Genomic DNA, 25,483 nt, shown 5'->3' with positions numbered 1-25,483 from the left:
ACCCCCCCCCCCCCCCCCTCCCTCGCCGGCGGCGGCCCCCCCCCCCCCCCCCCCCCCGCCTCTCCAGTACCTCTGTGCGCGGGTTACAGCAGGCCGTCCCACATCTGCTCGAGCAGCACCGACCACCAGCCCTCCGGCGACGCGAGCGCCGCCGGGTCGACGGCGGCCAGCTGCGCCTGGAAGTCGACGGTCCAGCGGCCCGCCTGCTCCTGGTTGAGCCCGAACCGCAGCGGCCACATCCGGCCGAGCGCCGCGAGGCTGCGCGCGAACTCGGGCAGGCCCGTGTTCACGAACTGCGGCGGCACCGGCGCACCGCCGGGACCCGCCTCCACCGGCACGGCCACGATGTTCGCCGTGCCGTACTGGACGCAGATCGCCCGCCCGAAGTCACTGCCCATCACGAGGTACGAACCCGCGTCCGACGCGGGCTGCACCCCCCGCTCCTGCGCCAGCTCGGCAAGCGTCGGCACCGGGCGGCCCGGCTGGGCCTGCGCCCAGAAGAACGGCCCGAAGTCGGCGGGCAGCCCCGCCACGACGAGGGTGTGCGCCACGATGTCCGGCACGCCCTGACGGGACACGGCCCGCTGGTCGAACCGGAACACCCCGGGACCGAACGCCGCAGCCAGCTCCTGCCCGATCGCCTCCGGCGGAACCGGCGGCATCGGCTGCGCGGGCGGCAGGGGCGCACGCACCGGCGCGAGCCGCGCCGGACCGTCCGCCACCTGGTGCAACTCGCCCTGGTGCGCGATCAGTTGCTGCATGCCCTGCTGGCGGGACGCGTGGTCCCTGCCGTACGGGGCGATGGACGTGATCCTGGCCTGCGGCCATTGCTCACGGATCATGCGGGCGCAGTACGCGCCCGGCAGCTCGCAGGACTCCAGCTCCGTGTGCAGCTCCAGAACCTGGTCCGGCGGGATGTTCATGCCGCGCAGCTCATGGAAGATCTGCCACTCCGGGTGCGGCGTACCGGGCGCCGAGCGGCGGATGAGCTGCTGCTCGGACCCGTCGGGCGCTCGGTAGCGCAGCACGGCCTGATAGCCGGGCCCGACGGTCGGCTGACCCGTGGGCTGCGGATATCCGTACGAGGCCGGGGGCGGACCCCCCGGAACCTGCTGCCCGGGCATGGGCGGCGGCATCGGCATACCGCCCGGCGCCTGCGGCGGCGCGGGAGGAGGCATGCCGGGACCGACCTGACCGGGACCGGCCAGCATCGTCGCGGCGTGATGGACACCGCCACCGGGAGCACCGGGCACGCCGGGTGCCGCCGGCGGGGGCGGCGTGCCCGGACCGGCCGGTCCCGGCTGGGCCAGCATGGTCGCGGCATGGTGCACACCACCGGGCGGCGTACCTCCGGGCGGACCGGGAGGCTGCGGCGCACCGGGCGGACCAGGCGGCTGCGGCGCGCCGGGAGTTCCGGGGGCGCCGGGCGGCTTGGGAGCACCCGCACCGGGCGCGCCGGGCGGACCGGGCGGCTTGGGAGCACCGGGGCCACCGATGCTCGGATCGGCCAGCATCGTCGCGGCGTGGTGCACACCGCCGGGCGGCGTACCACCCGGGGCGGGCGGGGCCTCGGGCCCGTCGGGGCCGAGCTGAGAGACAAGCTGCGTCGGAACGTAGCCGCCCGCCGGAGTACCCGGAGCGCCGGGCGGCGGCGGAGTCGTCGCGCCACCACCGCGCGCACCGCGGGGCGGACCCTGCGCCTTACTGGTCGCGGCGTCGGCGATGTCACCGGCCCCGGGCGCGAGCGGCCGCCCGGGCGCGCCCTGCCCGCCCGGCGGCGGAGCCTGCTGCGCACCGGCACCCTGCGGATAGCCGTACGCGTCGGGAGCACCCGGCGGCGGAGTCTGCTGCTGACCCGGACCTTGCGGGTAGCCGTACGTGGGCGGCGGAGTCTGCGGCACACCGCCCTGCGAACTCCCGGGCGCCTGCGGCACGTTGGACGGGGGCGGAGTACCAGGCCCCTGCGGGTGGCCGTAGTTCGGCGGGGCGCCGGGCGGCGGAGTCTGCTGCGCGCCGGGGCCCTGCGGATAGCCGTACGCGTCGGGAGTTCCCGGCGGCGGGGTGCCCGGAGCGGCGGGAGCCGGCCCGCCGACCGCCGGGGCCACCGCCGTGCGCGGAAGCTGACTGCCGCCCGACATCAGCGCCGTCTTGGCCTCCGGCGCGGCGGTGGGCGCGGGCACGTCGCCGACGTCCATCAGCGGCGGCGCGAACACCGTCGCCGGAGGCGCGACCGAGCGGTCCTCCTCCTCGTCCGCGTTCGTGTCCGTACCGGCCCACGGGGTCGCCCCGGAAGGCGCCGCGGGCGAGGCGGGCCACGGCGTCGCACCGCTGCCCGCGTCGGCACTCGCAGACGCGGGGGCGGCCGGCTCAGGCGCAGACATACCCGCACCGGAAGCAGCACCCACACGGGACCCGGAACCCGTACCGGAACCAGCCCCGGAAGACGCGCCGGCCGACGACGCATCCCCCCGCCGGTCCGGAATACCCAGCTTGTCCGCCGCCTCCTGGAGCCACTCCGGAGGGCTCAACAGGAACGACGTCTGATTCAGGTCCACCCGCTCCGGCGGCGCGTCCGCCGGCTCCGGCGAAGCCTCCGGCAGCCCGTACTCCTCCTCGTACCGCCGGATCACCTCACCCACCGGCAGCCCCGGCCACAACGAGGCGTCCCCGCTGTCGCGCGCGATGACGAGCCGCTGGCGCCCACCGTCGGACACCGGACCACCCTCGCGGTCCTCGGCCCACACCACGAACCCCAGCTCGAACTCCCGCACCCGCACCTCACGGTGCTGATAGCCGGGCACATCGCCGTTGATCCACTCTTCGGCGCGCTCCTGCGCCTGCGCGAACGTCACCATCGGACACTCACCCCTCGTCCGGGACGGTCGAAGCAGCCGGTACGGCCGCGCCCGAGGCGTCGACCGCACTCGCGAAACCGCCGTCCACCATCAGGTTCGCCACCGTCTCCAGCTCCGGCGGATTGCCCGCGAGCCGGGCCATGAACGCGTCGAAGTCGTCACCGCACGGCAGCAGCAGACGCTCCACCCGCTCGGCGACCGACCAGCCGGCCGTGTCCCCGCTGTCCCGCGCGTCGTCGTACGCGCAGAACCACACCGAACCCGCCCGGTCACCCTTGACCTTCACGGCGAGAATGCCGCCCTGCACGAACCCGACACCCAGATAGTCCTTGGTCAGGTGATCACGCAGACACTTGTTCACGTACACCAGATCGTTGACCGCGGCCTCGTCCCGCACCGTGAAGAACGGCTGGTCCACCAGAAGTCCCAGCTCGGCGTCCAGCGCCGCCCCCACCGGAGCGCACCCGCCCGCCGCCTTCAGGAACGCCCGGTACGCACCAGGCAACCGGTACCCCAAGTCCTCCTCGGCACCGAGGACCTGCTGCTCCGTCACCGCCACCGACGACTTCGGCAGCCCGAAGTGCGCCGGCCGCGTCTCCTGCAACGGACGCGTCCCCCGCTTGCCGTGATCCACCGCCGCCGTCGCGAGACCGCCGTGATGCCGCAGCAGCGCCTTCACCTCGACCGGGACCAACTCCATGCGACGACTGCCCGGCACGTGATGCCAGGTCCAGCCGTGCGGCGTCGCCACCGGCACGATCGTGTCCCACAAGTCATGCCCGGCGGCGGCCAACGCCGCGTTCGCCGACACATAGTCCGTCAGCCGCAGCTCATCGACCCCGAACCCCTCCGGGGGCTCGGCGATCTCCGCCGCGGCACGCGCGTAGGCCGAAAAATCCGGATAGCCGTTCCCGTCGATCCGTACGCCCCTGGGATGGCGCGCTGCACGGACCGGGTCCGGGAAGTGCACGACCTGCCCGGCGTAGGCCGCGTTCGGCGGCGCGGCTTGCTGCCCGAGCCGACCTGTCGTCATGGCGGTTGCCCCCTGCGGCACTGTTATGGATCGCGGATAGCGACAGCCTATGCGGTTGTACGACACCGGTCACCGGCCCTCCGGTTCCATGACCAGCAGTCACCCCACCGTGACGATGAGCCCACACTCCCGCGTGTCGCCGCGCCCCAGCTTCCGCACCACCGGCCGCATTTGGCAGTCTGTGCACGCAACCCGGGGGATTGCAGGAGGGGAAGCACCACATGCAGAGCAGCACCGCACCGTCATCCGACACGGCCGTCGCGACCGCCTCGGAGCCCGACACCGGGCACCCGGCCACCGCCGACGGCGCCTCCGGCGACCCACGCGTCGGCTGGAGCAGCGCCGAGGACGCGCCTGCCCCAGCCCTGCGCCAACGCCGCGACGGCATCCTGCCCACCGTCGCCGCCGCCCTCTCCGTGCGCGGCACCACACTGACCAGCACCGCAGCCCGCGGCGAACACGCCCCCGCCCTGCACCCCCTCGTCCAGGACTTCCTCGACACCCTCACCAGCGCCCAGCGCGACCGCTTCACCGGACGCTGCGCCGAAACGATCCTCATCTCCCGCCACCTCACGGCAGCCGACGAGGAACGCTCCAAACGCGCCCGCCGCAAGCCCATGACCAACGGCGAAGCCCGCAAAACCCTCAAACACGCCAAACTCACCACCCGCCGCATCCGCGAGGACGGCGACCCCCTGCACGGCGGCTTCGCCCGCCCCTGCCGCGCCTGCGCCGCACTCACCGCCCACTTCGGCGTCCACGTCGTGGACCCGGCCACGGACACCACAGGCTGACCGGAACCTGCGCACGGCAGCACGCACGCACCACCGCAGGCAGCAGCAGAACAGGACGAGGCCACCCCACATGACCGCCGACCGCACCCGCTTCACCGCCCCCGTCGACGCAGCACTGCGCGCCGCCGGCTGGCAGCCCGGACGCTGGGACATCAAACAGGCCGAATTCTGGGCCGACGCCCTGCGCACCCACGTATCCCCCGCCGGCCACCGCCACACCGTCTTCCCCGCCGCCGTCGAGGCCTGGGCCGAATTCGGCGGCCTCCACCTCACCCCGCAGGGCCCCGGCCGCCAGATAGCGCCCGCCCAGCCCCACCTCGACCCGCTCCACGGCCTCCACATGGCCCGCACCCTCGGCGACCTCGGCCGCGCCCTCGACACCGAGGTCTGCCCCCTCGGCGCCGAATCCGGCTCCGAAGCCCTCCTGGCCATCGACACCGAAGGCCGCGTCTACGCCCTCGACCACAGCGGCGACTGGTACCTCGGCCCCAGCATCGACCACGCCCTGGAAACCCTCGTCAACGGCACCCAGCCCACCCGCCTGACCGCGGCCTAGCGCGGCGCGCACCCGCGGGAAACACCACCGCCTACGCCGCCGGCAACACAGCCGACACCCGATACCCACCCGCATCGGTCGGCCCGCACACGAAGACCCCACCCAGGCCCGTCACCCGCTCCTTCATACCGACGAGCCCGTTCCCCCCACTCGGCAGCCGCACATCCGACGCCGAATCCGCGTCCGGCGGCGGCTCGTTCTCCACCTGCATCGCGATCTCCGCCACCCGGTGAGCCAGCCGCACATACGTCTTCGCGCCCGCCGCATGCTTGTGCACGTTCGTCAGCGCCTCCTGCACCACCCGGTACGCGGTCTGCTCCACCGCCGCGACATACGACCGCATATCGCCCTCGACGAGCAGCTCCACCACCATGCCCGCAGCCCGCGACTGACCCACCAGCTCGTCGAGATCACCCAGACACGGCCCGTCCTCGTCATCAACGGCACGCGACGCCGCAGCCGCAGCCGCCACCCCCACCGCCGCCAACGGCACCACCGCACCCGGCTCACGCCCGCCACCACCGGACCGCAGCACACCGAGCATCTCCCGCAACTCGGTCAACGCCTGCCGGCCCATGTCCCCGACCAGCGCCGCGTTCTTCACGGCCTTCTCCGGATCCTTACGGGCCACCGCCTGCAACGCCGCCGCATGCACCACCATCAGACTCACCCGGTGCGCCACCACGTCATGCATCTCCCGAGCGATCCGCGTCCGCTCCTCGCCCCGCGCCCACTCGGCCCGCTCCTCCGCGCGCTCCGCGAGCAACTGAAGCTCCCGCTCCAACGAATCCGCCCGCTCCCGCAAACTCTCCATGAGACGCCGCCGCGCACCGACATATAGCCCAAGCAGCAACGGCGGAGCGGTCACGCCCAACGACGTCGTGATGGCGACGAACGGAACGAACCAGTCCCCCACCCGCACGAGATTCCCGTGCCCCATGTCCTGCTGCGCCCGCACCACCGACACGATCAGCGTCCCGACGAACGACATCCCCGCCAGGGCCCCGATGATCCGCCGCGGCATCTCGGACGCGGCCAGCGTGTAGAGACCCACCACGCTCAGCAGCACACCCATCCGGGCCGGAGTCACCGCGACCCCGATCAGCACCACCGCGATCGGCCACCGCCGCCGCAGCACCAGCATCGACCCGGCAAGCACCCCGAAAACAACACCCACGGCCGCCGACACCCCGGCGTCCCGCGCGAACCCGACCCCCTCCACCCCGCACTCGACCGCCGAAGCGACCGCCAGCCCCCCATCGAGCGCGGCACTCCGCCAACGCTCCCACCACCACGGCCCCCCGGCCGCCCGGTGCATTTCCCCCGTCGTGGTCATGCCGTCCAGCCTACGGGCGCACAGTGCCCCTTTTCCGGTGAGTTTCCGCGACAGCCCCCTGCCACGGGCACCATTCGAACAGAAGCGAAACCAACCGGTATCCCTCGAACTGTTGGCCCATATGCAAATACGACCCACCCGCCCCCATCCCGGACGAGCCTGTGCCTATGACACAGACCACAGGCAAATACACGGACTTCGAGGAACTGCGGGAACGGGCGGTGGCGCTGCGGCGTGAGGGGTTGAGCCTTCGGCAGATCGCCGGCGAACTGGGGGTTCGCAGTAAGGAGACCTTGAGCCGCCTCGTCAGGGGCGAACCTCCGGCCGAGCGGAACAAGCACCCCAACGCAAAAGACGATCTACGGGCTCAGGCGCGGGAGATGCGTCGACCAGGGCGGACGTACAACGAGATCCAGGCCGAGCTGGGCTGTTCGAAGAGCTCGGTCTCGCTCTGGGTACGGGACATGCCCAAACCTGCGGCCAAGTGCACGCCCGAGGAGCAGCGCGCCCGCATGAATGCGGGCCTCGCCCAGCTGCGCGCCGCTCAGGAGAGCGAGCGCCAGGAGACGAAGCGTGAGGCCGCAGAAGCAGTCGGCCCTCTCTCTGATCGCGAACTCTTCCTGACCGGCGTCACCCTCTACTGGGCCGAAGGCGCCAAGAGCAAGCCCTATCGCCGCTCCGAGGTGCTTCAGTTCATCAACAGCGACCCCAACGTGATCCGGCTCTTCGTGCGCTGGCTCGAGCTGCTCGGCGTCACCGCCGACCGCCTGACACTGCGCGTCAGCATTCACGAGTCGGCCGACACTGCCGCAGCGGAGACCCACTGGGCGGAGGTTGTCGGCGTCGACGCTTCCGCATTCAGCAAGCCCACGATCAAGAAACACAACCCTCGAACCGTCCGGAAGAACACCGGCGAGAACTACCACGGCTGCCTCGTGATCTATGTCCGCCAAAGCGCCGAGTTGTACCGTCGCATGGAAGGCACTTGGTACGGCATAGTGTTGGGAGCCCGGCCGACAGCCTGACGAAATGTCCGACTTAGGCCGTTTCCATCCCCCGTGGTGTAATTGGCAGCACTATGGCTTTTGGTGCCATCTGTCCGGGTTCAAGTCCTGGCGGGGGAGCTCACAGCGTGGCGCGGCCCGGCGGGTCGGCGGGCCCCGCCCCCATTTCGCGCCCACAACGCCCCGGTATCCTGCGGATGTCCACCCCACACAGCATCCGAAGCCGAAGGGCCACCCGTGAGCGCCAATTGCCCGGCCGCCGTCGTCGTTCTTGCAGCGGGTGAGGGCACCCGTATGAAGTCGGCCACACCCAAAGTCCTGCACGAGATCAGTGGGCGCTCGCTCGTCGGGCACGTGCTCGCCGCCGCGCGGGAGTTGAGCCCCGAGAACCTGGTCGTCGTCGTGGGTCACGAGCGGGACCGGGTGCGTGAGCACCTCGCCGGTATCGATCCGGACGCCCGTACCGCCGTGCAGGAGCAGCAGAACGGCACGGGGCATGCCGTGCGCATGGGGCTCGAGGAGCTCGGTGGCGCTGTCGACGGCACGGTGATCGTGGTGTGCGGTGACACTCCGCTGCTGACGGGCGAGACGCTGAAGCACCTGTCGGCGACGCACACCGGCGACGGGAACGCCGTGACGGTGCTGACGGCCGAGGTTCCGGATGCGACCGGTTACGGCCGGATCGTGCGGGACGGGGCGTCGGGTGCGGTGACGGCGATCGTCGAGCACAAGGACGCGAGCGAGTCGCAGCATGCGATTCGTGAGATCAACTCGGGTGTGTTCGCGTTCGACGGTGCGCTGCTTGCGGATGCGCTGGGCAAGGTGCGCACGGACAACAGTCAGGGCGAGGAGTACCTCACGGACGTGCTCGGCATCCTGCGGGAGGCGGGCCATCGCGTCGGCGCCTCGGTCGCCGCCGACCACCGTGAGATCGCGGGTATCAACAACCGTGTGCAGCTGGCCGAGGCGCGTCGCACGCTGAACGACCGGCTCCTCGAGCGGGCGATGCTCGCGGGCGTGACGATCGTGGATCCGGCGTCGACGTGGGTCGATGTGACGGTGGGGTTCGAGCGGGACGCGATCGTGCATCCGGGTACGCAGCTGCTGGGTGAGTCGTGGCTGGGTGAGGGTGCCGAGGTGGGGCCGAACACGCGGCTGAAGGACACGAAGGTCGGTGCGGGGGCGCGGGTCGACAACACGGTGGCGGACGGTGCCGAGGTGGGCGAGGGGGCGTCGGTGGGTCCGTTCGCGTATCTGCGGCCGGGTACGCGGCTGGGTGTGAGGGCCAAGATCGGTACGTACGTGGAGACGAAGAACTCGACGATCGGTGAGGGCACGAAGGTGCCGCATCTGTCGTATGTGGGGGACGCGACGATCGGTGACTTCACGAACATCGGTGCGGCGAGTGTGTTCGTGAACTACGACGGTGAGAGCAAGCACCACACGACGGTCGGGTCGCATTGCAAGACGGGTTCGGACAACATGTTTGTGGCGCCTGTCACGGTCGGGGACGGTGCGTACACCGCGGCGGGGTCGGTCATCACGAAGGATGTGCCGGCGGGTTCGCTGGCCGTGGCCCGTGGCCAGCAGCGGAATATCGAGGGTTGGGTGGCCCGCAAGCGTCCGGGGAGTGCGGCTGCGAAGGCGGCTGAGGAAGCGTCCCGGGAGGCCGGCAGCGAAGGCTGACCGGAAACAGGTGCGTCCGACACGGCGTACCGTGATAGGTGCACACGATTCGGCTGCCTCGCTGCTAATGGGACGAGCGGGCGCAGCGGCGGAAGAACGCGTCTGAGGAGACAAGTGCTGTGAGCGGGATCAAGACGACCGGCGAGAAGAAACTGATGCTCTTCTCCGGCCGCGCCCACCCCGAGCTTGCCGAGGAGGTCGCGCACGCTCTCGGTGTCGGGATCGTTCCGACCAAGGCATTCGACTTCGCCAATGGCGAGATCTATGTCCGCTATCAGGAGTCCGCTCGCGGCGCCGACTGCTTCCTGATTCAGAGCCACACGGCTCCGATCAACAAGTGGATCATGGAGCAGCTCATCATGATCGACGCGCTGAAGCGTGCGTCGGCCCGCTCCATCACGGTGATCGTGCCGTTCTACGGTTACGCCCGTCAGGACAAGAAGCACCGTGGACGTGAACCGATTTCGGCGCGTCTGGTGGCGGACCTGATGAAGACGGCGGGTGCGGACCGCATTCTGACGGTGGATCTGCACACGGACCAGATCCAGGGCTTCTTCGACGGCCCGGTGGACCACCTGTTCGCGCTGCCGATCCTGGCGGACTACGTGGGGGCGAAAGTCGACCGTGCCAAGCTCACGGTGGTGTCTCCGGACGCCGGCCGTGTGCGTGTGGCGGACCGTTGGTGTGACCGTCTGGGCGCGCCGCTGGCGATCGTGCACAAGCGTCGTGACAAGGACGTGGCGAATCAGGTCACCGTGCACGAGGTCGTCGGTGATGTGAAGGGCCGCGTGTGTGTCCTGGTCGACGACATGATCGACACGGGTGGCACGATCTGTGCCGCGGCGGACGCGCTGTTCGCGCATGGTGCGGAGGACGTCATCGTGACGGCGACGCACGGTGTGCTTTCGGGTCCGGCGGCGGACCGTCTGAAGAACTCGAAGGTGAGCGAGTTCGTCTTCACGGACACGCTGCCGACGCCGGGTGAGCTGGAGCTGGACAAGATCACGGTGTTGTCGATCGCGCCGACGATCGCGCGTGCGGTGCGTGAGGTCTTCGAGGACGGTTCGGTGACGAGCCTGTTCGAGGAGCAGGCGTAGTCGCGCCGAGGCTCTTCTAGATCGATTTTGGGGCGGCCTTCCCGCCGGGTAGACTCACGGAGTTGCTCGGCGAGGGAGGCCGCACTGTTATGTGCGGCGGTCCGTTATCGACGCGCTCTTCGTAGCAGGCCCGTTCGTGGCCGGGTGACCACCTTTCCCCTTTTCTACGAGGAGTGCACATGGCTGAGATCAAGCTTGCCGCCGAGATCCGTACCGAGTTCGGCAAGGGTGCTGCCCGCGCCGTCCGCCGTGAGAACAAGGTTCCCGGTGTCATCTACGGTCACGGCGCCGAGCCGGTTCACGTGACGCTGCCGGGCCACGAGCTGCTGCTCGCCCTGCGTACCGCGAACGTCCTGCTGTCCCTGGACATCGACGGCAAGAACGAGCTGGCGATCCCGAAGGCCGTCCAGCGTGACGCCATCAAGGGTTACCTGGTCCATGTCGACCTCCTCACCGTCAAGCGTGGCGAGAAGGTCACGGTCGAGGTCGCGGTCGAGACCGAGGGCGACCTGGCCCCGGGCAGCTTCCTCGTCGAGAACGTGCTGAACACGCTCTCCGTCGAGACCGAGGCCACGCACATCCCGACCTCCGTCACCGTGTCGATCGCGGGCCTGGAGGGCGGCGACGCCATCCACGCGAAGGACGTCACGCTGCCGACCGGTACGACCCTGGTCACGGACCCCGACGCCGTCGTCATCCAGATCCTGGCCGCGCAGGCCGAGGAGCCGGCTGCGGAGAGCGCCGAGGCCGAGGGCGCCGAGGCCTGAGCCGTACGCTCTGCTTGACGGGGTGGCGGGCCGCTGCGGTCCGCCACCCCGTTTTTTCATGTTCGTGTCCGTCTGTTGTACGTGAGGAGACGCGGTCCCGATGACGACCGATGCCACTGCCCCCTGGCTCATCGTGGGTCTCGGGAACCCCGGGCCCGAGTATGCGATGAACCGGCACAACGTGGGCTTCATGGTGGCCGATCTGCTCGCGGAGCGGATCGGCGGCAAGTTCAAGCGGGCCGGCAAGGCTCAGGCGCAGGTGCTCGAGGGGCGGATCGGTGCGCCGGGTCCGCAGAATCGCCGGGTGATCCTGGCGAAGCCGATGTCGTTCATGAACGTGTCGGGTGGTCCGGTGACGGGTCTGCGGGACTTCTACAAGGTGCCGGTCGACAACATCGTGGCGATCCATGACGAACTGGACATCGACTACGGGACGATGCGGCTGAAGCTGGGCGGTGGCGACAACGGGCACAACGGTCTGAAGTCGATCACGAAGTCGATGGGTGCGGACTATCACCGGGTGCGGTTCGGGATCGGGCGTCCGCCGGGGCGCATGCAGGTCGCGGACTTCGTTCTGAAGGACTTCTCGTCGACGGAGCGCAAGGAGCTGGACTACCTGGTGGACCGGGCGGCGGACTCGGTGGAGTGTCTGGTCACGGAGGGCCTGGAGCGGGCGCAGAGCGCGTACAACTCCTGAGTTCACCGGGCATCTCGACAGGTCACGGGCATCTCGCCCGGGTCCTGCCGGCTCTTCTTGACTCTTCGCGGGGCCATGGCCAAGGATCGCCGCCATGCTCTCGTACACCCGGCGGGCCGCGATGACGGTCGTGGCGCTGCTGATCCTGATCGCGGGCGTCCGGGCGTCCTGGGCGTCGGCGCAGCACGTGATGCTCACCAAGGGCCGTGAGCGCGGCACGATGACGGTGACCCGGTGCACCGACGACGTGTGCACCGGCCCTTACGCGCCCCTGTCGCCGGGTTCGCAGCCCCGCGACCGTGTCGTCATCGACCGGTCGATCGCGGAGAAGAAGGGCGCGCGCATCCCGGTGGTGGTGAAGCCCGGCACGGGCGAGGTGGTGCGCACGGGGGCTGCGGGGTTCTTCCACGCGTGGGTCCCGCTGGGCGGTGCGCTGCTGCTGGCCGCCGTGGTGATCGCGGGCGGGCTGCGTCTGACGCGCTGGGCATGGGTGACGGCAGCCACCGGGGTCGCGTTGCTGAGTGTCGCGTTCGCGACGCTCACCTGGTGAACTGCCGTCGTCCATCGGCCGGTCGGAGTGATCAGCCCGTGTTGCGCAGGCCCGCCGCCACTCCGTTCACGGTGAGCAGGAGCGCCCGCCCGAGCAGCGGGTCCGGCTCGGCGCCGGCGGCCGCGTCGTCACGCTGGCGCTTGAGCAGGGCCACCTGGAGGTACGAGATCGGGTCCAGGTAGGCGTCGCGGATCGAGAAGGTCTGCTGGAGCACCGGCTGTGTGTCCAGGAGTTCCTGGCCGCCGGTGATGCGGAGCACCTCTCGTACGGTCAGCTCGTGCTCCGCCTCGATGTCGGCGAAGACGTGCTTGAGCTCGTCGGGGACGAGCGTGTCGACGTAGTGCCGGGCGATCCGCAGGTCCGTCTTGGCGAGTGTCATCTCGACGTTCGACAGGAAGTTGCGGAAGAAGTGCCACTGCTCGCTCATCTCGTCGAGCACGGTGCCGAGACCGGCCTCGCGCAGCGCCTTGAGTCCGGAGCCGACGCCGAACCAGCCGGGCACGATCTGCCGCGACTGGGTCCAGCCGAACACCCAGGGGATGGCGCGCAGGCCGTCGAGCGAGACGCCCGAGCCGGGGCGGCGGGAGGGCCGGGAGCCGAGGTGCAGATCGGCGAGCTGGTCGACCGGCGTGGAGGCGAGGAAGTACGTCGGCAGGTCCGGGTCCTCGACCAGCTTGCGGTACGCGGCGTGCGCGGCGTCGGAGACGACGTCCATGGCCGCGTCCCAGCGGGCGAGAGCCTCGTCGGACTGGCGGGGCGCGGTGTGCAGCGCGGATGCCTGGAGGGTGGCGGCCACGGTCAGTTCGAGGTTCTCGCGGGCCAGGGACGGCACGAGGTACTTGTCGGAGATGACCTCGCCCTGCTCGGTCACCTTGATCTCGCCCTCGAGGGTGCCCCACGGCTGGGCGAGGATCGCGTCGTGCGAGGGGCCGCCGCCGCGGCCGACGGTGCCGCCGCGGCCGTGGAAGAGGCGCAGGCGCACGCCGTAGCGGTGGGCGACGTCGCGCAGCCGGCGCTGGGCGCGGTGGATCTCCCACTGGGAGGTGGTGATGCCGCCGAACTTGGAGGAGTCCGAGTAGCCGAGCATGACTTCCTGGACGTCGCCGCGCAGGGCGACGAGGCGCCGGTAGGACGGGTCGGCGAGCATCTCGTCGAGGATGACGTCGGCGGCGCGCAGCTCGTCGGTGGTCTCCAGGAGCGGCACGATGCCGATCTTGGCCCAGCCGCCGTGCAGGTCGACGAGTCCGGCCTCGCGGGCGAGGACGGCGGCGGCGAACACGTCGTCGGCGCCCTGGCACATCGAGATGATGTACGACTCGATGACCTCGGGTCCGAAGACGTCGAGGGCGCGCTTGACGGTGTGGAAGACGCCGAGGGTCTTCTCGCCGGCGGCGTCGAGGGGTGCGGGCGAGGGGGCGAGGGGCCTGCGGGACCTGAGTTCCTTGGCGAGGAGCTTCTGGCGGTACTCGCGGGGCATGTCGGCGTAGCGCCAGGACTCCTCGCCGAGCCGGTCGAAGAGCTGGCCGAGGGCGTGGTGGTGGGCGTCGGCGTGCTCGCGTACGTCCATGGTGGCGAGCTGGAGGCCGAACGCGGCGAGCGTGCGGATGGTGCGGTTCATCCGGCCGTCGGCGAACAGGGCGCCGCGGTGCTCGCGCAGGGACGTCTGGATGAGCGTGAGGTCCTGGAGGAGTTCACCGGTGCCGAGGTAGTCGCGGCCGTCCACGTGCGCGGTGCCCCTGGCGAGGCGCTCCTTGGTGTTCTCCAGCTTCTGCCGGATGCAGGTGGCCTTGAGCCGGTAGGGCTCCTCGGAGTTGAGCCGCTTGTAGCGGGGGCTGATCTCCGGGAGACGCTCCAGGTCGTTCTGGAGGGAGGCGATGAGTTCCTCGGTGGCGCCGGTGTAGCGGATCGAGTTCGACAGGAAGCCGCGCAGCTCGTCGATGAGCTCCAGGGCGTCGTTGATGCCGTGCTCGTGCTGGAGGATCAGGACGTCCCAGGTGACGGCGGGGGTGACGTTCGGGTTGCCGTCGCGGTCGCCGCCGATCCAGGTGCCGAAGGTGAGGGGGCGGGTGGCGGCGGGCAGGGTGACGCCGACGCGCTCCAGCTCGGCGGTGAGGTCCTCGAGGACGTCACCGACGGCGCCGGCGTGCAGCTCGTCGAGGTAGTAGATCGCGTTGCGCGCCTCGTCGGTGGGCTCGGGCCGCACGACGCGCAGTTCGTCGGTCTGCCACACCAGGTCGATGTTCTCGGCGAGGCGGGTGTCGTAGCGGCGGCGGTCGGCCTCGATGACGGGGGTCTCGAGGAGCTCGGCGACGCGGCGCAGCTTGTTGAGGACGGAGCGCCGGGCGGCCTCGGTCGGGTGGGCGGTGAACACCGGCCGTACGTTCAGGTGCCGGACCGTTTGGCGCAGGTGGTCGGCGTCGGCGTCCTTGAGGCGGTCGGCGGTGCGGGCGAGGAGGCTGCCCTCGGCGGCGCGGCGGGCGCGCAGCTCGCGGCCGCGGTGCACCTGCTCGGTCACGTTCGCCAGATGGAAGTACGTCGAGAAGGCGCGGACCAGCTTGGCCGCGGTCTCCAGTTCCGTCTCGCCGAGCAGGCGGGCGGCGGCCTCGCCGTCCTCCCGCGTGAGGCGGCGGACCTTCTCGACCAGTTCGAGGAGCTCGGGGCCCTCCTGGCGTACGAGCGTCTCGCCGAGGAGGTCGCCGAGTCGGCGGATGTCGGCGCGCAGCTCGGCGCTGGAAGTGGCCTCACGGCTCTGGTCGTCGGCACTGCTCACAGGTGCGGCTCCTTGCAGTGTTGAAGCACGTCTGGGAGGAAAACCCGGGATCCGGGTATGAGTCCCGGGTGGAGATACAGAGCGGACCGCGCTGTCCGACCGTTTCCAAGGATAGGTGTCCGCCCGGTCGGGCCGTTTCCGGGCCTCTTGCCGCTGGCCTGCGCGCTGCCATACTTACGACGCCGTAGGTTACGGACGCGTAGTAGAAGTCCTCCGTACCACTCCCCGGCACCACATCCCCGTTCTCGACCCTCGACCCCACAGGGGACGCCCCATGACACCAAGCCCCGATCTGATCGATGACGCCCCGGAGGCGTCGTCGAGTGACTCGACCGGCGCTCCGCTGCCCTCCGCCACGCTCGGCGGTGAGCAGAAGCGTTCGCTGGAGCAGCTCGCGCTGCTGCTCTTCATCACCGTCCCGTTCCTGGCGCTGGTCGCGGCGGTGCCGCTGGCCTGGGGCTGGGGCGTGAGCTGGCTCGACCTCGGCCTCATGGTGTTCTTCTACTACCTGGGCTGCCACGGCATCACGATCGGCTTCCACCGGTATTTCACGCACGGTTCCTTCAAGGCGAAGCGGCCGCTGCGGATCGCGCTGGCCGTCGCCGGCTCGATGGCGGTCGAGGGTCCTCTCGTCCGCTGGGTGGCGGATCACCGCAAGCACCACAAGTTCTCCGACGCGGAGGGTGACCCGCACTCGCCGTGGCGTTTCGGCGAGACGCTGCCCGCGCTGATGAAGGGCTTGTGGTGGGCGCATATCGGCTGGATGTTCGATGAGGAGCAGACGCCGCAGGAGAAGTACGCACCCGATCTGGTGAACGATCCCGCCATAAGGGCGATCTCGCGTCAGTTCATTTTCTGGACGATGCTCTCGCTGGCTCTGCCGGCGCTGATCGGCGGCCTTGCGACGATGTCGTGGTGGGGCGCGTTCACCGGGTTCTTCTGGGGCTCGCTGGTGCGGGTGGCGCTGCTGCACCACGTCACGTGGTCGATCAACTCGATCTGTCACGCGGTGGGCAAGCGCCCGTTCAAGTCGCGTGACAAGTCCGGCAACGTGTGGTGGCTGGCGGTCCTGTCGTGCGGCGAGTCGTGGCACAACCTGCACCACGCGGACCCGACGTCGGCGCGACACGGTGTCATGCGCGGCCAGGTGGACTCGTCCGCACGGCTGATCCGCTGGTTCGAGCAGCTGGGCTGGGCGCATGACGTGCGCTGGCCGTCGAAGGAGCGGATCGACTCCCGCCGCAAGCCGCAGGCCGCTGACGCGGCATGATGGAACACGTGGCGACCGATCCGAACACTGCGAGCCCAGCCGGCAACGACAAGCCCCGGCGCGCGCGCCGCACCCGGATGACCGGTGCGGAACGCCGCCAGCAACTGCTCGAGATCGGTCGCACCCTCTTCGCCGCGAAGGGCTTCGAGGGCACGTCGGTGGAGGAGATCGCGGCGAAGGCCGGGGTCTCCAAGCCGGTGGTGTACGAGCACTTCGGCGGCAAGGAGGGCCTGTACGCGGTTGTCGTGGACCGTGAGATGCGTCAGCTCCTCGACATGGTGACCGGCTCGCTGACGGCCGGGCATCCGCGCGAACTGTGCGAGCAGGCCGCCTTCGCGCTCCTCGACTACATCGAGGAGTACACGGACGGCTTCCGCATCCTGGTCCGCGACTCCCCCATCCCGCAGTCCACGGGCTCGTTCGCCTCGCTGATCTCCGACATCGCGACGCAGGTCGAGGACATCCTGGGCCGCGAGTTCAAGAACCGCGGTTTCGACCCGAAGCTGGCGCCGCTGTACGCGCAGGCGCTGGTCGGCATGGTCGCCCTGACCGGACAGTGGTGGCTGGACGCCCGTAAGCCGGAGAAGGCCGAGGTCGCCGCGCACCTGGTCAATCTGGCGTGGCACGGCCTGGACGGCATGGAGGCGAACCCGCATCTGATCGGGCGGCGCAAGAGCTAGGACGGGCCGGGGGTGACCGGTTCGAGGAATTCGAGCCGGTTGCCCACCGGGTCGTCGGCGTAGAACCGGCGGTGGCCCGGCAGGTCCCCGTCCCAGGTGATCCGCACACCGTGCGCCGCGAGCCGCGCCGCGTACGCCTCGATCCCCGTGACCCGTAGCCCCGGGTGGGCCTTGCGGGCCGGCCGGAAGTCCCGCTCGATTCCCAGGTGCAGCCGCACCTGGCCCGCTTCGAACCAGCAGCCCCCGCGCGCCGCGAGCGCCGGGGGCTTCGGCGTCTGCGTCATGCCGAGCGCGTCCCCGTAGAACCGGCGCAGCACGTCCTCCGATCCCGCGGGGGCGGCGAGCTGTACGTGGTCCAGGGCCCGGAGCATCAGGCGTCGGCCGGCTTGCGGGCCACCGCGAAGAGGCGGCGGAAGGGGAAGACCGTGCCGTGGGGTGCCGCGGGGTAGGCGGTGCGGAGCAGGGCGCGGTAGTCGGTCAGGAATGCGTCGGTGGCCCCCGGGTCGTCCGCGAGGGCGGTCAGGACGGGGCGCAGGCCCGTGCCCTTGACCCAGTCGAGGACGGGGTCCTCGCCCTGGAGGAGATGCAGATACGTCGTCTCCCAGACGTCCGCGTAGCAGCCGAGCCCGGTGAGCTCGTTCAGGTACTGCTCCGGGGTGCGGACGGCGTCCGCGTGGCGCAGTGTGTCACCGAGCCGGTCCCGCCACCGCGCCGACTGTGCGAGTTCACGCATCAGGACGTGGCTGGGGGCGTCGAAGTTGCCGGGGACCTGGAAGGCGAACGTGCCGCCGGGGGTGAGGCCGGCGAGCCAGTCGGGGAAGCGGCCGGTGTGGCCGGGGACCCACTGGAGCAGGGCGTTGGAGACGATCAGGTCGAAGGGCTCGCCGGGGGTCCAGGTGGCCGCGTCGGCGGCGGCGAAGTCGAGCAGATCGGTAGCGTGGGCGGCGGCCTTCTGCAGCATCTGCGGGGAGTTGTCGTAGCCGGTGATCCTGGCCTTCGGCCAGCGCTCGGCGAGCAGGGCGGTGACGTTGCCGGCGCCGCAGCCGAGGTCGGCGATCCTCGCCGGGTCGCCCTGGACGCGGGCGAGGAGATCGGCGAAAGGGCGTGTGCGGTGGTCCGCGTGCCGCAGATACTGCTGGGGGTCCCAGGTGGGTGCGCTCATGACGGCCAGGATCCTCCCGAATTTATCTCGATGTCAAGATAGTTGAATTCAAGAGACTTCATGTCGAGGGACCCACTAGACTGATCGTCATGGAGGACGAGGTCGACCGGCTGGTCGCAGCGTGGCGTCGAGAGCGCCCTGACCTCGACGTGGAGCCCCTCGAGGTGCTCAGTCGGGTCAGCAGGCTGGCGCGTCATCTCGACCGGGCCCGGCGCCTGGCGTTCGCCGAGCACCAGTTGGAGCCGTGGGAGTTCGACGTACTGACGTCCCTGCGGCGGGCCGGCGCCCCCTACCAGCTCTCCCCCGGACAGCTCCTCACCCAGACCCTCGTCACCTCCGGCACGATGACGAACCGTATCGACCGGCTCGCCAAGAAGGGTCTCGTCGAGCGCCTCCCCGACCCGAGTGACCGGCGGGGCGTCCTCGTCCGGCTGACCACCGAGGGGCAGGACCGCGCCGACCAGGCACTCGCCGGCCTCCTCGCGCAGGAGCGGGCGATCCTCGCGGAGCTGTCCCGCACCCAGCGCGGTGAACTAGCGGGCCTGCTACGGCAGTTGACCGCGCCGTTCGACAACATCCCCGGCTAGGGCCCCGGTCGTACGGGCCCCGTTCCTACGACGCCGCTTCCAGGTCCGCGGGCCCGACCCCGGCCCTGCGCGCCAGAGCCACCGCCGCGAGCGTGGAGTGCACCCCGAGCTTGCCCAGCACGTTCTGCATGTGCGTACGGACCGTGTGCGGGGACAGGAAGAGGCGCTCGGCGACCGCCTTGCGGCCGAGGCCCGCGACCATGCAGCGCAGCACCTCGCGCTCACGCGGCGTCAGGGACTCCACCAGGCGCTCCGAATCGGTGCGGTGCTTGCGGGCCGCGGTCAGCTCCCGCAGGACGCTCGTGAGCAGGGCGGGCGGCAGATGCGTCTCGTCGCGCAGGACGCCCCGGATGACCGTGAGCAGCCGTGAGAGCGAGCAGTCCTTGGCGACCCAGCCGGAGGCGCCCGCCTGGAGCGCGAGGGCCGCGCGGCGGGGGTCGTCCTTCTCGGCGAGGACCACCGTCCGGACGGTGGGCTGGCCCGAACGGACGCCCGCCACCAGGGAGATGCCGTCGACCAGGCCGTCCTGGCCGGGCGCCGCGTCGGGCACGACCGTCGCCGGGCGCGGGCCGTGCAGGGCCGCCCCCAGGTCGGCGTCCACGAGGAGGACGTCGAAACGGCGCCCTTCCGCCGCCGCGCGGTCCATGCAGCGCAGTGCGGCGGGGCCGCTGCCGGCCGCGGACACGTCCACGTCGGGCTCGGCCGCGAGAGCCGCGGCGAGCGACTCGGCGAAGATGCGGTGGTCGTCGACGACCAGGACTCGGATGCGAACCACGTGTATAACCCCCTCCCCCAAGCTCCTCGCGGAGCAGGGGATTCCCCGGCGCCGGGAGGCTGTCCGGCACGGGTACGGCGCCCGAAGAGGCAGGTCATCGCGGTCGCACGGCCGCCGCCGTGCTGGTACCGCTACCCCCGCTCCAGGCGTCGTACCCGGCTGTCTCGCCCCCTGATCAGCACCGGCCCCCACCGGTGCTGCCCCTCAGAGTAGGGCCGCGGGCCAGGAGCGGAAGGCAATTTGCAGAACTGATTGGCCTGCGCGTTTATGGTGAGGCGTATGTTTCGTATTGAGACAGAAGTCGACAAACAGCGGCGCGATCTTCTTCACTTCCGGCTGCGTGAGGCGAATACCGCGGCGTCGGCGGAGCTCAGGTCGCTGCGCGGAACACCCGAGGACCGCGAAGTTCCGCTCCAGGTCTGGGCGTTGGACGAGAGCGGCGAGATCGCCGGCGGCCTGGACGGACACACCTGGGCGACCTGGCTCCATGTGAACCTGCTCTGGGTCGACGACCGCCACCGCACGAAGGGCCTGGGCTCCCGCCTCCTCACAGAGGCGGAACGCATCGCCCACGAGGACCGCGCCTGCCGCGGCGCCCGCGTGGAGACCTGGGACTTCCAGGCGCCCGGCTTCTACCGCCAGCACGGCTACGAACTCGTCTGCGTGATCCCCGACTACCCGCCGGGAATCAAGGAGTTCACGCTCACCAAGCGGCTCGGCTGATCCCCGGCCGTCCGCCGGGGGTCAGGGAGTTCACGCTTACGAAGCGGCTGGGGTGAGTTTGCGGGCTCCTGCTGACGGGACCGCCGGGAAGACTCGTGGCACCGTGCAGCCCGCCGCGGCGAACGCCTCTGCGATCGACTTCGTCACCGCGTCCGCGTCCGGCTCCTCCACCAGGACGATCGCCGAGCCGCCGAAGCCGCCGCCTGTCATCCGGGCGCCGAGCGCGCCCGCCGCGTTCGCGGTGTCGACGACCAGGTCCAGCTCGGCGCAGGAAATGCGCAGGTCGTCGCGGAGCGAGACGTGGCCCTCGGTGAGGACCGGGCCGATCGCCCGTACGTCGCCTGCGTCCAGGAGCTCGATGACCCGCTCGACGCGGTGGTCGTCGCAGACGATGTGGCGGACGTAGCGCACGACCCGCTCGTCGGTGAGGTCCGCCAACTTGGCGAGCGCTTCGGGCAGTTCGGCGTACGACACGTCGCGCAGGTGGGAGACGCCGAGCGCGCGGGCGCCCTCTTCGCAGCCCGCGCGGCGCTCCGCGTACGCGCCGTCGCCGAGCTCGTGCTTGACGCGCGTGTCGACCACGAGGAGCTGGAGGCCGTGGGCGGCCAGGTCGAAGGGGACCTGGCGGACGGACAGGTCGCGGCAGTCCAGGTGCAGGGCGTGCCCCTCGGTGGCGCACGCCGACGCCATCTGGTCCATGATCCCGCAGGGCACGCGCACGAAGTCGTTCTCCGCACGCTGCGCGATCCGCGCCAGCTCGGGCCCGGTGAGCCCCAGTTCGAACAGGTCGTTGAGCGCGAGCGCCGTGACGACCTCGAGTGCGGCCGACGAGGACAGGCCCGCGCCGGTCGGCACGGTCGACGCGAGGTGGATGTCGGCGCCGGTGACGGTGTGCCCGGCCTCGCGCAGCGCCCATACGACGCCCGCCAGGTACGCGGCCCAGCCGCCCTGCCCGAACTCGGAGAGCGGGGTCAGTTCGTCGGCCCGCAGTTCGGCGATCGGCGCGTCGATGTCCGCGGAGTGCAGCCGCAGGACGCCGTCGGTGCGGCGCGCGACGGCGGCCACCGCGGTGTGCGGCAGCGCGAGCGGCATCACGAAGCCCTCGTTGAAGTCGGTGTACTCGCCGATGAGGTTCACGCGTCCGGGCGCGGCCCAGACCCCCTCGGGCTCGTATCCGTACAGATCGCTGAACTGCGAGGCGACGGACATGACTTACCCCTCCTGGCGTGCCTGGGCGAAGGCCCAGGCGTCGGCGACGATTCCCGCGAGGTCCGCGCGGGACGGGTTCCAGCCGAGGCGCTCGCGCGCGGTGGCGGCAGAGGCGACGAGGACGGCGGGGTCGCCGCCTCGGCGCGGGGCGGTGACCTCGGGGATCGGGTGGCCGGTCACCTGGCGGACGGTCTCGATGACCTCGCGCACGGAGAAGCCGTTGCCGTTGCCGAGGTTGCAGATGAGGTGCTCGGCGGGGCGGGCGGCGTCCAGGGCGAGCAGGTGGGCCTCGGCGAGGTCGGCGACGTGGATGTAGTCGCGCACGCACGTGCCGTCGGGCGTCGGGTAGTCGTCGCCGTAGACGGAGATCGCGTCGCGCCGGCCCTGGGCGACCTGGAGGACGAGCGGGATGAGGTGCGACTCGGGGTCGTGGCGCTCGCCGCAGTTGCCGTAGGCGCCCGCCACGTTGAAGTAGCGCAGCGACACGGCGGCCAGGCCGTGCGCGGCCGCCTCCCCGGTGATCATGTGGTCGACGGCGAGCTTGGAGGCGCCGTAGGGAGAGGTGGGGGCGGTGGGGTCGGCCTCGGTGATGGGGGTGCTGACGGGCTCCCCGTACGTCGCCGCGGTGGAGGAGAAGACGAGTTTGCGGACGTCCGCCGAGCGCATCGCGGCGAGCAGCGCCATGGTGCCGCCGACGTTGTTGTCCCAGTACTTCTCGGGCTTCACGACGGACTCGCCGACCTGGGAGAACGCGGCGAAGTGCAGGACGGCGTCGAAGGACGGGTCGAGCCACTTGGCGGCGTCACGGATGTCGCCCTCGATGAACGTCACCCCGGCGGGTACGCCCTCACGGAAGCCGGTCGAGAGGTTGTCGAGGACGGTGACGTCGTGCCCCGCCTCGACCAGGTGCTGCGCGACCACGCTGCCCACATATCCCGCACCACCGGTGACCAGGTACTTCCCGCTCATGTACTCGCTACCTCTCGCAGTCTCTCGGCCGCGGTCTCCGGCGGCACGTCGTTGATGAACACGCTCATGCCGGATTCGGAACCCGCGAGAAACTTCAGCTTGCCGGAAGTGCGGCGGATAGTGAAAAGCTCGAGGTGAAGCGCGAAGTCGTCCCGCTGGACGCCGGAGAAGTCGTCCAGGGTGCCGAACGGCGCCTGGTGCCAGGCGGCGATGTACGGCGTCGGGGACTCCCCCGTTCCGAAGAGCCGGTCGAAGCGCCTCAAGAGTTCCAGATAAACCTGGGGGAACTCTGTGCGCGCGCCGTCGTCGAGGGCGAGCAGGTCGGGCACGCGGCGCTTGGGGTAGAGGTGCACCTCGTAGGGCCAGTGGGCCGCGTACGGGACGAAGGCCACCCAGTGGTCGCCCTCGAGGACGACCCGCTCGCCGGTGCGCTCCTCGGCGAGTACGTCGTCGAAGAGGTTGCGGCCGCCGGTCTGCTCCTTGTGCTCGGCGAGCGAGCGCAGCATGAGGGCGGTGCGCGGGGTGGTGAACGGGTAGCCGTAGATCTGGCCGTGCGGGTGGCCGAGGGTGACGCCGATCTCGGCGCCGCGGTTCTCGAAGCAGAACACCTGCTCCACGGAGTCCAGGTGGGACAGCTCGGCGGTGCGGTCGGTCCAGGCCTCCAGGACGAGCCCGGCCTGTTCCTCGGTGAGGTCGGCGAAGGACGACGTGTGGTTGGAGGTGAAGCAGACGACCTCGCAGCGCCCGGCGTCCCCGGCGAGCGAGGGGAAGCGGTTCTCGAAGACCGCCACGTCGTACGAGGAGTCGGGGATCTCGCTGAGCCGGTCACCCTCGGACGGGCACAGGGGGCACTCGTCGGCCGGCGGGTGGTAGGTGCGGCCCTGACGGTGCGAGGCGATGGCGACGCTGTCCCCGAGGAGGGGGTCGCGGCGGATCTGCGAGGAGGAGGCGACGGGGTCCAGCGGACGCCGGTCCACCGCATCCCGCACGACGTCGTCACGCGAGTCGTAGTAGATGAGCTCGCGACCGTCGGCGAGCCGGGTCGACGTCTTCTTCACGTCCGATGCTCCTCATTCGCATCAACTCAACATAATCAAACATAACAAAGCATGGTTCAACGAGATGGTCAAGGCCGCGGACGCATCCTCCGGTGTATGGCGTGTCACTCGCATCACAATCAAACAAAGAACCTCAGCAGAAGTGTTCATTTATTGAACATAGAAGCGTAGGTTCCGGTCTGATCAGTTCGCGCAACGAAGCGAGTTCTCCATGCTGTCCCCCACACAAACCCTGGCCGCGGGGCTCCGGCTGCCCACCAACGGCCTCGACTACGCGATCCTGGCGATCTACTTCGCCGTGGTCCTCGGCATCGGGTTCGCCGCCCGGCGCTCCGTGAAGACCAGCCTCGACTTCTTCCTCTCGGGCCGCTCCCTGCCCGCCTGGGTGACCGGTCTGGCGTTCGTCGCGGCCAACCTCGGCGCCACCGAGATCCTCGGGATGGCGGCGACCGGCGCGCAGTACGGCGTCTCGGTCGTCCACTGGTACTGGATCGGCGCCATCCCGGCGATGGTCTTCCTGGGCCTCGTGATGATGCCCTTCTACTACCGGTCCAAGGTGCGCTCGGTCCCCGAGTACCTGCTCCAGCGGTTCGACAAGAGCGCGCACCTGCTGAGCTCCATACTCTTCGCCTTCGCGGCGATCCTGATCGCGGGCGTGAACCTGTACGCCCTGTCGATCGTCGTGGAGGCGCTGCTCGGCTGGCCGCAGTGGCTGGCGATCGTCGTCGCCGGTCTGTTCGTGCTCGCGTACATCACCATCGGCGGACTCTCCTCGGCGATCTACAACGAGGTCCTCCAGTTCTTCGTGATCCTCGCCGCGCTCATCCCCCTCTGCATCATCGGCCTCAAGCGGGTCGGCGGATGGGGCGGCATGACCGACTCCCTGAAGAGCGCGCACGGCGACAACTTCCTCTCCGCCTGGGGCGGTACGGGCATCGGTGAGGCCAACCCGCTCGGCGCGAACTGGCTGACGATCATCCTCGGCCTGGGCTTCGTGCTCTCCTTCGGCTACTGGACGACGAACTTCGCCGAGGTGCAGCGTGCCCTGTCCGCGAAGAACCTCTCCGCCGCCCAGCGCACCCCGCTCATCGCCGCGTTCCCGAAGATCTTCATCGTCTTCCTGGTGATGATCCCGGGCATGGTCGCCGCCGTCCTCGTCCCGAAGATCGGCATGGCCGGCTCGGGCCTGACGTACAACGACGCGATCCCCTACCTGATGCAGGAGCTGCTGCCCAACGGCGTGCTCGGCATCGCGGTGACCGGTCTGCTCGCCGCCTTCATGGCGGGCATGGCGGCGAACGTGTCGTCCTTCAACACCGTGTTCACGTACGACATCTGGGCCAAGTACGTGAAGACCGGCAAGCCCGACGCGTACTACCTGAAGTTCGGCCGCCTCATCACGGCCGTCGGTGTTCTCGCGTCGATCGGCACGGCGTTCATCGCCTCGTCGTTCTCGAACATCATGGGCTACCTCCAGACGCTGTTCTCGTTCTTCAACGTCCCGATGTTCGTCGTCTTCATCATCGGCATGTTCTGGAAGCGCGCCTCGGTGAAGTCCGGCGTGTGGGGCCTGCTCGCGGGCACCACCGCCGCGATGGTCAACTACTTCTGGATCTACAAGCAGGGCGTCATCGACATCCCGACCGACCAGGGCGCCAACTTCGTGTCCGCGATCGTCGGCTTCGTCGCCGGTGCGGTGGTCATGGTCGTCGTCACCCTGTTCACCGCGCCCAAGCCGGAGGCCGAGCTCGCGGGCCTCGTGTACGGGACGACAGCGCCCGGCCTGGAGGAGCCGCCCGCCGAGGGCGACGACGCCTGGTACCGCAAGCCCGCGCTGCTCGGCTGGGGCGCGATCGCCCTCGCCGCACTGTGCTACGTCCCCTTCTCCCTCTGATCGGAGGCGCG

General features: G+C 70.3%; 23 protein-coding genes and 1 tRNA gene. 14 read left to right on the top strand and 10 right to left on the bottom strand.

What is annotated here, in order from left to right; translation table 11 throughout:
• Nucleotides 1-83 precede the first annotated feature (83 nt).
• Together ACWFR4_RS26780 and ACWFR4_RS26775 are read right to left on the bottom strand one after the other, a co-directional pair.
• On the bottom strand, nucleotides 84-2,855 hold the full coding sequence (locus tag ACWFR4_RS26780) for an SUKH-4 family immunity protein (protein ID WP_453654925.1): 2,772 nt from the start codon (nucleotides 2,853-2,855) through the stop codon (nucleotides 84-86).
• 7 nt (nucleotides 2,856-2,862) lie between these two features.
• Nucleotides 2,863-3,888: an SMI1/KNR4 family protein gene (locus ACWFR4_RS26775; protein WP_453468117.1), complete on the bottom strand. Its 1,026-nt coding sequence runs from the start codon at nucleotides 3,886-3,888 to the stop codon at nucleotides 2,863-2,865.
• A 221-nt stretch (nucleotides 3,889-4,109) separates the two neighbouring features.
• Between ACWFR4_RS26775 and ACWFR4_RS26770 the strand changes: the two genes are divergently transcribed.
• The gene (locus ACWFR4_RS26770; RefSeq protein WP_453468116.1) at nucleotides 4,110-4,682 is read left to right on the top strand and encodes a YwqJ-related putative deaminase; all 573 of its coding nucleotides are present in this window, start codon (nucleotides 4,110-4,112) and stop codon (nucleotides 4,680-4,682) included.
• Nucleotides 4,683-4,752: 70 nt separating this feature from the next.
• Entirely contained in the window at nucleotides 4,753-5,238 is a 486-nt protein-coding gene (locus tag ACWFR4_RS26765; RefSeq protein WP_453468115.1) for an SUKH-3 domain-containing protein, read from the top strand.
• Between the two features lie 31 nt (nucleotides 5,239-5,269).
• Here ACWFR4_RS26765 and ACWFR4_RS26760 read toward each other — a convergent pair whose 3' ends face one another.
• Nucleotides 5,270-6,574 (bottom strand): sensor histidine kinase, encoded by a 1,305-nt coding sequence (locus ACWFR4_RS26760; RefSeq protein ID WP_453468114.1) that lies wholly within the window; start codon nucleotides 6,572-6,574, stop codon nucleotides 5,270-5,272.
• Between the two features lie 167 nt (nucleotides 6,575-6,741).
• Between ACWFR4_RS26760 and ACWFR4_RS26755 the strand changes: the two genes are divergently transcribed.
• The 7 genes from ACWFR4_RS26755 to ACWFR4_RS26725 all read left to right on the top strand — a co-directional run bounded on the left by ACWFR4_RS26755 (nucleotide 6,742) and on the right by ACWFR4_RS26725 (nucleotide 12,375).
• A complete protein-coding gene (locus ACWFR4_RS26755; RefSeq protein WP_453654923.1) occupies nucleotides 6,742-7,599 on the top strand; it encodes a hypothetical protein in 858 nt (285 codons plus the stop codon).
• 27 nt (nucleotides 7,600-7,626) lie between these two features.
• Nucleotides 7,627-7,698 (top strand) — tRNA-Gln (locus tag ACWFR4_RS26750).
• Between the two features lie 117 nt (nucleotides 7,699-7,815).
• Entirely contained in the window at nucleotides 7,816-9,264 is a 1,449-nt protein-coding gene (gene glmU, locus ACWFR4_RS26745) for a bifunctional UDP-N-acetylglucosamine diphosphorylase/glucosamine-1-phosphate N-acetyltransferase GlmU (protein WP_453468113.1), read from the top strand.
• A gap of 119 nt (nucleotides 9,265-9,383) precedes the next feature.
• On the top strand, nucleotides 9,384-10,361 hold the full coding sequence (locus tag ACWFR4_RS26740; RefSeq protein WP_100596162.1) for a ribose-phosphate diphosphokinase: 978 nt from the start codon (nucleotides 9,384-9,386) through the stop codon (nucleotides 10,359-10,361).
• Between the two features lie 179 nt (nucleotides 10,362-10,540).
• A complete protein-coding gene (locus ACWFR4_RS26735; protein WP_453468112.1) occupies nucleotides 10,541-11,128 on the top strand; it encodes a 50S ribosomal protein L25/general stress protein Ctc in 588 nt (195 codons plus the stop codon).
• Between the two features lie 100 nt (nucleotides 11,129-11,228).
• Nucleotides 11,229-11,825, top strand: a complete 597-nt coding sequence (pth, locus tag ACWFR4_RS26730) for an aminoacyl-tRNA hydrolase (RefSeq protein ID WP_453654921.1) — start codon at nucleotides 11,229-11,231, stop codon at nucleotides 11,823-11,825.
• 94 nt (nucleotides 11,826-11,919) lie between these two features.
• Nucleotides 11,920-12,375: a hypothetical protein gene (locus ACWFR4_RS26725; RefSeq protein WP_453654919.1), complete on the top strand. Its 456-nt coding sequence runs from the start codon at nucleotides 11,920-11,922 to the stop codon at nucleotides 12,373-12,375.
• A 31-nt stretch (nucleotides 12,376-12,406) separates the two neighbouring features.
• On the opposite strand, the gene ppc is transcribed toward ACWFR4_RS26725, so the two are convergent.
• Complete coding sequence (gene ppc, locus ACWFR4_RS26720; RefSeq protein ID WP_453654917.1) at nucleotides 12,407-15,145, bottom strand: phosphoenolpyruvate carboxylase; 2,739 nt, start codon at nucleotides 15,143-15,145, stop codon at nucleotides 12,407-12,409.
• 274 nt (nucleotides 15,146-15,419) lie between these two features.
• On the opposite strand from ppc, the gene ACWFR4_RS26715 reads away from it, so the two are divergent.
• Nucleotides 15,420-16,415 carry an acyl-CoA desaturase gene (locus ACWFR4_RS26715; protein ID WP_405480566.1) on the top strand — a complete coding sequence of 332 codons (996 nt, stop codon included), beginning with the start codon at nucleotides 15,420-15,422 and terminating at the stop codon, nucleotides 16,413-16,415.
• Nucleotides 16,412-17,095, top strand: a complete 684-nt coding sequence (locus tag ACWFR4_RS26710) for a TetR/AcrR family transcriptional regulator (RefSeq protein WP_266671375.1) — start codon at nucleotides 16,412-16,414, stop codon at nucleotides 17,093-17,095. The genes ACWFR4_RS26715 and ACWFR4_RS26710 overlap by 4 nt, the downstream gene beginning before the upstream one ends.
• On the opposite strand, the gene ACWFR4_RS26705 is transcribed toward ACWFR4_RS26710, so the two are convergent.
• Together ACWFR4_RS26705 and ACWFR4_RS26700 are read right to left on the bottom strand one after the other, a co-directional pair.
• The gene (locus ACWFR4_RS26705) at nucleotides 17,092-17,466 is read right to left on the bottom strand and encodes a VOC family protein (protein ID WP_453459275.1); all 375 of its coding nucleotides are present in this window, start codon (nucleotides 17,464-17,466) and stop codon (nucleotides 17,092-17,094) included. The genes ACWFR4_RS26710 and ACWFR4_RS26705 overlap by 4 nt on opposite strands.
• Entirely contained in the window at nucleotides 17,466-18,257 is a 792-nt protein-coding gene (locus tag ACWFR4_RS26700) for a trans-aconitate 2-methyltransferase (RefSeq protein WP_453654915.1), read from the bottom strand. Before ACWFR4_RS26700 ends, ACWFR4_RS26705 begins: the two co-directional genes overlap by 1 nt.
• 89 nt (nucleotides 18,258-18,346) lie before the next feature.
• On the opposite strand from ACWFR4_RS26700, the gene ACWFR4_RS26695 reads away from it, so the two are divergent.
• Nucleotides 18,347-18,844 (top strand): MarR family winged helix-turn-helix transcriptional regulator, encoded by a 498-nt coding sequence (locus tag ACWFR4_RS26695; RefSeq protein WP_100596154.1) that lies wholly within the window; start codon nucleotides 18,347-18,349, stop codon nucleotides 18,842-18,844.
• A gap of 25 nt (nucleotides 18,845-18,869) precedes the next feature.
• On the opposite strand, the gene ACWFR4_RS26690 is transcribed toward ACWFR4_RS26695, so the two are convergent.
• Nucleotides 18,870-19,619, bottom strand: coding sequence for a LuxR C-terminal-related transcriptional regulator (locus ACWFR4_RS26690; RefSeq protein ID WP_405480561.1), 750 nt, complete (start codon nucleotides 19,617-19,619; stop codon nucleotides 18,870-18,872).
• 267 nt (nucleotides 19,620-19,886) lie between these two features.
• Between ACWFR4_RS26690 and ACWFR4_RS26685 the strand changes: the two genes are divergently transcribed.
• The gene (locus ACWFR4_RS26685) at nucleotides 19,887-20,342 is read left to right on the top strand and encodes a GNAT family N-acetyltransferase (protein ID WP_453654913.1); all 456 of its coding nucleotides are present in this window, start codon (nucleotides 19,887-19,889) and stop codon (nucleotides 20,340-20,342) included.
• 36 nt (nucleotides 20,343-20,378) lie between these two features.
• On the opposite strand, the gene galK is transcribed toward ACWFR4_RS26685, so the two are convergent.
• Genes galK through galT form a run of 3 tightly spaced genes read right to left on the bottom strand, consistent with a single transcriptional unit; the run spans nucleotide 20,379 to nucleotide 23,578 of the window.
• Entirely contained in the window at nucleotides 20,379-21,551 is a 1,173-nt protein-coding gene (gene galK, locus ACWFR4_RS26680; RefSeq protein WP_453654911.1) for a galactokinase, read from the bottom strand.
• Nucleotides 21,552-21,554: 3 nt separating this feature from the next.
• Entirely contained in the window at nucleotides 21,555-22,520 is a 966-nt protein-coding gene (gene galE, locus ACWFR4_RS26675; protein WP_453654909.1) for a UDP-glucose 4-epimerase GalE, read from the bottom strand.
• Nucleotides 22,517-23,578 (bottom strand): galactose-1-phosphate uridylyltransferase, encoded by a 1,062-nt coding sequence (gene galT, locus ACWFR4_RS26670; protein ID WP_453654907.1) that lies wholly within the window; start codon nucleotides 23,576-23,578, stop codon nucleotides 22,517-22,519. Before galT ends, galE begins: the two co-directional genes overlap by 4 nt.
• Before the next feature lie 211 nt (nucleotides 23,579-23,789).
• Here galT and ACWFR4_RS26665 point away from each other — a divergent pair, with 211 nt between their 5' ends.
• Nucleotides 23,790-25,472: a sodium:solute symporter family protein gene (locus ACWFR4_RS26665; RefSeq protein ID WP_453459283.1), complete on the top strand. Its 1,683-nt coding sequence runs from the start codon at nucleotides 23,790-23,792 to the stop codon at nucleotides 25,470-25,472.
• Nucleotides 25,473-25,483: the final 11 nt, after the last annotated feature.

It is taken from the genome of Streptomyces sp. NPDC055140 (genome assembly GCF_053607285.1).
Note: the sequence above shows the minus strand (reverse complement) of the source record. Positions and strands in the feature narration are given on the sequence as shown.

Excerpts from the sequence above, each read along its gene's own strand:
- ACWFR4_RS26780 (WP_453654925.1), bottom strand. The coding sequence starts at position 2,855 with ATGGTGACGTTCGCGCAGGCGCAGGAGCGCGCCGAAGAGTGGATCAAC.
- ACWFR4_RS26775 (WP_453468117.1), bottom strand. The coding sequence starts at position 3,888 with ATGACGACAGGTCGGCTCGGGCAGCAAGCCGCGCCGCCGAACGCGGCC.
- ACWFR4_RS26770 (WP_453468116.1), top strand. The coding sequence starts at position 4,110 with ATGCAGAGCAGCACCGCACCGTCATCCGACACGGCCGTCGCGACCGCC.
- ACWFR4_RS26765 (WP_453468115.1), top strand. The coding sequence starts at position 4,753 with ATGACCGCCGACCGCACCCGCTTCACCGCCCCCGTCGACGCAGCACTG.
- ACWFR4_RS26760 (WP_453468114.1), bottom strand. The coding sequence starts at position 6,574 with ATGACCACGACGGGGGAAATGCACCGGGCGGCCGGGGGGCCGTGGTGG.
- ACWFR4_RS26755 (WP_453654923.1), top strand. The coding sequence starts at position 6,742 with ATGACACAGACCACAGGCAAATACACGGACTTCGAGGAACTGCGGGAA.
- ACWFR4_RS26735 (WP_453468112.1), top strand. The coding sequence starts at position 10,541 with ATGGCTGAGATCAAGCTTGCCGCCGAGATCCGTACCGAGTTCGGCAAG.
- pth (WP_453654921.1), top strand. The coding sequence starts at position 11,229 with ATGACGACCGATGCCACTGCCCCCTGGCTCATCGTGGGTCTCGGGAAC.
- ACWFR4_RS26725 (WP_453654919.1), top strand. The coding sequence starts at position 11,920 with ATGCTCTCGTACACCCGGCGGGCCGCGATGACGGTCGTGGCGCTGCTG.
- ACWFR4_RS26715 (WP_405480566.1), top strand. The coding sequence starts at position 15,420 with ATGACACCAAGCCCCGATCTGATCGATGACGCCCCGGAGGCGTCGTCG.
- ACWFR4_RS26710 (WP_266671375.1), top strand. The coding sequence starts at position 16,412 with ATGATGGAACACGTGGCGACCGATCCGAACACTGCGAGCCCAGCCGGC.
- ACWFR4_RS26705 (WP_453459275.1), bottom strand. The coding sequence starts at position 17,466 with ATGCTCCGGGCCCTGGACCACGTACAGCTCGCCGCCCCCGCGGGATCG.
- ACWFR4_RS26700 (WP_453654915.1), bottom strand. The coding sequence starts at position 18,257 with ATGAGCGCACCCACCTGGGACCCCCAGCAGTATCTGCGGCACGCGGAC.
- ACWFR4_RS26695 (WP_100596154.1), top strand. The coding sequence starts at position 18,347 with ATGGAGGACGAGGTCGACCGGCTGGTCGCAGCGTGGCGTCGAGAGCGC.
- ACWFR4_RS26685 (WP_453654913.1), top strand. The coding sequence starts at position 19,887 with ATGGTGAGGCGTATGTTTCGTATTGAGACAGAAGTCGACAAACAGCGG.
- galK (WP_453654911.1), bottom strand. The coding sequence starts at position 21,551 with ATGTCCGTCGCCTCGCAGTTCAGCGATCTGTACGGATACGAGCCCGAG.
- galE (WP_453654909.1), bottom strand. The coding sequence starts at position 22,520 with ATGAGCGGGAAGTACCTGGTCACCGGTGGTGCGGGATATGTGGGCAGC.
- ACWFR4_RS26665 (WP_453459283.1), top strand. The coding sequence starts at position 23,790 with ATGCTGTCCCCCACACAAACCCTGGCCGCGGGGCTCCGGCTGCCCACC.